Below are 4,413 nucleotides of genomic sequence, written 5' to 3'. Positions count from 1 at the left end.
AATCACTTCAACGAGACCAGGCCGGGGTGATTCCACTGGAAACACTCCCCGCAGGATCGGAGGGGGCAACCAAGTATCTGCAACGAGAACAGGAAAGGACCGCGAGCGCGATGACTGCACTGGAACAGCGTCAGGACTTTGCACTGAATCAGTACGCAAAGGGCCTTTTAAAACCCTTTAAGGGTAAAGGGGAGATCCTTCGATTTCGGGATGAGTTGGATGCGGAGTGTCGTCGGATGTGGCAGGAGGCGGCGGACTTTGCCAATCGCTACAACCGCACGGTGGTTCAGGCGGGACTTTGGCTCAAACCACACAACAACAGCGGTGGACGAGTTCGCGCAGTGCAATGGCGCGACAAGGCGCAGACCCAGATGGGGCGACGCCTTCTCGAAGCCGTGCTCCAGTTCGGCGATATATCGGTGGGGATGAAGCGTCAACTGGTCGAGATCGAGACCGAGCGCGCGATCTTCAATGCCAAAGTTGCGGCGGCGACTCGACAGGTCGATCGCCTAAATCGCCTGCTGAGCGATCTCGGCGAGATCGAGGCCATGGTCTGACATCTGCAACGGTTCGGAATAGTTCGCAACCGGCCTTAACGTTTCTCGCTGACGTCCTTTGCCGCTCCCGGCCACTGTAGTCGGGCATACATTCGATTCAGGAGATTCAGATGAGCACGCATTTCATGGGCGAGGGGAACATTGGTTCGGATCCAGAAGTGAAAATGTTTTCCCCCAATGGCAATCAGCCATCGCGTGGCGTCATGCGACTGAACGTCCGATTCGATAATCCGGTGCCGACCGATACCGGCAACGTCGACAAGGGTGGCTTCTGGGCGAACGTCGAGATATGGCATCGCGATGTCGAGCAATGGGCTCGGCTGTACCAGAAGGGACTGCGCGTCATGGTATCGGGCCGAATGGTGCTGGACGAATGGCGGGACGGAGAAGGTAATAACCGGTCGCAGTTCAAGGTGCAGGCCGTACGCATCGGCATCCTGCCTTTCCGCGTCACCCAGGTTCAGCTCGAGCCGGCACAGGGCCAGCAAGCGCCACGGCAGCCTTCATCGTCCCAGGCTCCGCAACAGGGAGCTTATCCTAAAGCCGCTGGACCGGAAGGTGAATGGGATAACCCGGCGGGGTCTGATCCGAGCTATTCGGAATGAGCGGGCTCGCTGACTCGAAGGAAGGCTCTATCATCAAACAGACAAAGAGAGTGCTGGGATGAAGCACTGGGTGATGGCAGTGGGGATGGTGGCACTGGCGGGCTGCGCGGCGCAGGATCATTATTACTCAAACGGTGTCTGCGTGACCTGTTTCAACAATCCCGTGACCGGCGAGCCGCTGAACTACGATCCCAACGAAACGCCGCAGAAAGTGGCAACCAATGCCGAGGGGGAAGCGGTCGATGCCACAAGTCTGGGTAGCCAGAGCGGATCGGTCGACATCGATTCCCGTGTCGACGTCGATACCGCTTACGCTCGGATCAAGTCGGCGATGGGGTTCCGATCCCCCGATGACTTCGAGAGCCCGGAGAGCACCACTGCAAAAATGCAGATGGGCGATATAGCCTGGAAGCACGACCGCACCCCGGGGGCCTACTACAATCTCGGTGATTACGGACGGCAGACCGTTGGAGGGACACGATACTCGATCCTGCAGCGGGTTCAGATCGAGAAGAGTGGCGCGGGCTCGCGCATCCACTACAGTTGGGCACCGGCCGACGAGCGAACTCTATTCGATGGCAATGCCATGGAGTCTGCGCTGACACAGCGTCTCAAGGCCGCGTTAGACTGATTGCTCATGCCCAACATCTTCACCATCAAGGATGGTTGGAGCCTGGATGAACAGCTGGGCAACATGCTCCGGGAACTCGACGGTACGCAGGCGACTGGCCGTGTCGTCGAGTTTCGTATTCAGCTCAAGGCATTGATGCGCGAGTACGGTATCAGCGCCGATACGATCGTCGAATGGATCGACCTGGGGATGCTCAAGGATGAAAGAGACTGAGGCAGCGGTCTATCAACGGTTCTTCATTCGCCCGCGCCTGGGACATCGCCCGCTGATCGAGTCGGACATTCAGGCTGTCATCGACGGTGCGGTCACATGTCGTTTCGCCCCCGATGGCACGTTGCTCAAACCGACCATTCTCAAGCCCGGTCAGGGGCGTTACCTGATCCCCATGCGCTGGCTCAGCGGTGAGGTCATCACCATCGATAACGCCTCCACGGCGCAGTGGTTCTGGCTCGATGCTGACATTCCGTTCAATGGACCGTTGGCTCAGCGAATGGCCCTGGCGCTGACACGACACTCTGAGATCGCCTGTGTGGCCGAAGACAACACGCGCGGTGCTGCCCATGGCAATGCGGAAGCCTGGATCATCGACGACGCGCATTATCTGCTCCAGCTCGATTAACATTCCCAGCTGAATCCCCTGATCCAGCTCGTCACGCTGAGGCCATACACATTCTGTGAGGCCCGGTGTCATGTCTCGATTGTTCCTTTGCGAAAAACCCTCTCAGGCGCGCGATATTGGTGCGGTCCTGGGCGCGACGCGTAAAGCCAATGGCTGTCTGCAGGGCGATGGCGTCGTCGTCACCTGGGCCTTTGGTCATCTCCTCGAACAGGTCCCTCCCGAAGCCTACGATCCGGCGCTCAAGCGCTGGTCATTAGACACGCTGCCGATCCGGCCGACGCAGTGGAAGAACACGGTGCGCAAGGATGCCGGCAAGCAGTTCAAGGTGATTCAGGGGCTGCTCAAGCAGTGCAGCGAGGTGATCGTCTCCACCGACGCCGATCGGGAGGGCGAGACCATCGGGCGCGAGATCCTCGACGCTTGTCGCTACCAGGGCCGCGTCTCCCGCCTCTGGCTGTCGGCGCTGGATGAAGCGTCGATTCGCAAGGCCCTGAGCAACATCCGACCTGGGGAGTCGACCTGGCCGCTGTACCAGGCGGGCCTGGGTCGTTCCCGTGCGGACTGGCTGGTCGGCATGAACCTGACTCGTGCGTTTTCGGTGCTGGCTCAGCAACAGGGCCATCAGGGCGTGTTGTCGGTGGGCCGCGTACAGACGCCGACGCTGGCTCTGGTCGTGAGACGGGATCAGAAGATCGCTAGCTTCGTGCCCAAGCCGTTCTGGGATGTGGTGGCGAACCTACAGCCGCAGGGTGGTCCGTTCCAGGCGAAGTGGCTGCCTGCCAACGCCAACTGGCTCGACGAGGAAGGCCGTTGCATCAATCAAGAGGCGGCGCGGACGATCGCGGCCCGGTGCCAGAGCGGCCAGGCTACGCTGGCATCCGTCGAGACATTGCGCAAACGTGAGGGCGCGCCCTTGGTAATGGACCTGGGCACCTTGCAGCAGGAGTGCTCGAAGCGCTTCGGCTTCGGTGCACAGCAGGTGCTCGACATCGCCCAGTCCCTCTACGAGACCCACAAGGCCACGAGCTACCCGCGTACCGATTGCCGCTACCTGCCGACATCGATGCTGTCCGAGATCGGGGCCGTCGTGACGGCGCTCCTGCATTCGGACGAGAAGCTCTCCCCGGTCATCGATCGACTGGACCAGACGCTCAAAAGTCGCGTGTGGAACGACAGCAAAATTACCGCTCACCACGGCATTATTCCTACCACAGCCCCCTGCCGGATCGATCGGATGAGCGAGGAGGAGTTCCGGGTTTACGATCTTATCCGTCGGCACTATCTGGCGCAGTTCCTGCACGTCCATGAGTACGACCAGACCGATGCGCGTCTGGATCTCGCTGGTGAGACGTTCGTGGCCTCGGGACGACAGGTGCGGGTCGAGGGCTGGAAAGCGCTATTCCCCCGAGGGAAGGGCAAAGGGCAGGACGGTGATGACGAGGAGGAGGAAGCGTCCGGCGCGCAGGCGCTCCCGCCTCTCCGTCAGGGGGAAAGCTGTACGGTCGTGGATCTCCTGGTGAAGGATCGCCAGACCCAGCCGCCGAAGCCATTCGCTGAAGGCACGTTGATCTCGGCGATGAAGAACGCGGCCCGATTCGTCACTGACGAACGTCTGCGCGCTAGGCTGCGAGAGAGCGCCGGTATTGGCACAGAGGCGACTCGTGCCGGCATCATCGAGATACTGCTCAAGCGAGGGTTCATTCGCAAGAAGGGGCGTACGATCGTTTCGACCCCGGTGGGGCAGGGGCTGATCGCGGTGCTACCGCCGCAGATCAGCAACCCTGGGATGACCGCATTGTGGGAACAGGCGCTGGACCAGGTGGCCGAGGGGACAATGACGCTGGATGATTTCATGGAGCGACAGAGCGTGCTGCTCGATAAGCTTATTGAGATCGCGCTCCAGCAGCCTCAGTTGAATCTGCCCGAGGCACTCAGCGAAACCTGTCCCAAGTGTCAGGCGAAAATGCGCAAGCGCAAGAGCAGCAATGGCCCCTTCTGGTC

6 protein-coding genes are annotated in these 4,413 nt (G+C 60.5%); all 6 read left to right on the top strand.

Going from position 1 to position 4,413, the window contains the following annotated elements:
- On the top strand, window positions 1–557 hold a 557-nt coding region (locus R3F72_RS18290; RefSeq protein ID WP_332780448.1), incomplete at its 5' end, for a DUF3158 family protein.
- 110 nt (window positions 558–667) lie between these two features.
- A complete protein-coding gene (locus tag R3F72_RS18285; RefSeq protein WP_075563461.1) occupies window positions 668–1,162 on the top strand; it encodes a single-stranded DNA-binding protein in 495 nt (164 codons plus the stop codon).
- Window positions 1,163–1,220: 58 nt separating this feature from the next.
- A complete protein-coding gene (locus R3F72_RS18280; RefSeq protein ID WP_332780447.1) occupies window positions 1,221–1,793 on the top strand; it encodes a hypothetical protein in 573 nt (190 codons plus the stop codon).
- 6 nt (window positions 1,794–1,799) lie between these two features.
- Window positions 1,800–2,006: a hypothetical protein gene (locus tag R3F72_RS18275; RefSeq protein ID WP_087721067.1), complete on the top strand. Its 207-nt coding sequence runs from the start codon at window positions 1,800–1,802 to the stop codon at window positions 2,004–2,006.
- Window positions 1,993–2,412, top strand: coding sequence for a hypothetical protein (locus tag R3F72_RS18270; protein ID WP_087721068.1), 420 nt, complete (start codon window positions 1,993–1,995; stop codon window positions 2,410–2,412). The genes R3F72_RS18275 and R3F72_RS18270 overlap by 14 nt, the downstream gene beginning before the upstream one ends.
- A 70-nt stretch (window positions 2,413–2,482) precedes the next feature.
- On the top strand, window positions 2,483–4,413 hold a 1,931-nt coding region (locus R3F72_RS18265; RefSeq protein WP_332780446.1), incomplete at its 3' end, for a DNA topoisomerase III.

Source organism: Salinicola sp. 4072 (assembly GCF_036663415.1).
Classification (GTDB): Bacteria; Pseudomonadota; Gammaproteobacteria; order Pseudomonadales; family Halomonadaceae; genus Salinicola; species Salinicola salarius_A.
The sequence above is the reverse complement of the archived record's forward strand: the minus strand, read 5'-3'. Positions and strand labels throughout refer to the sequence as shown.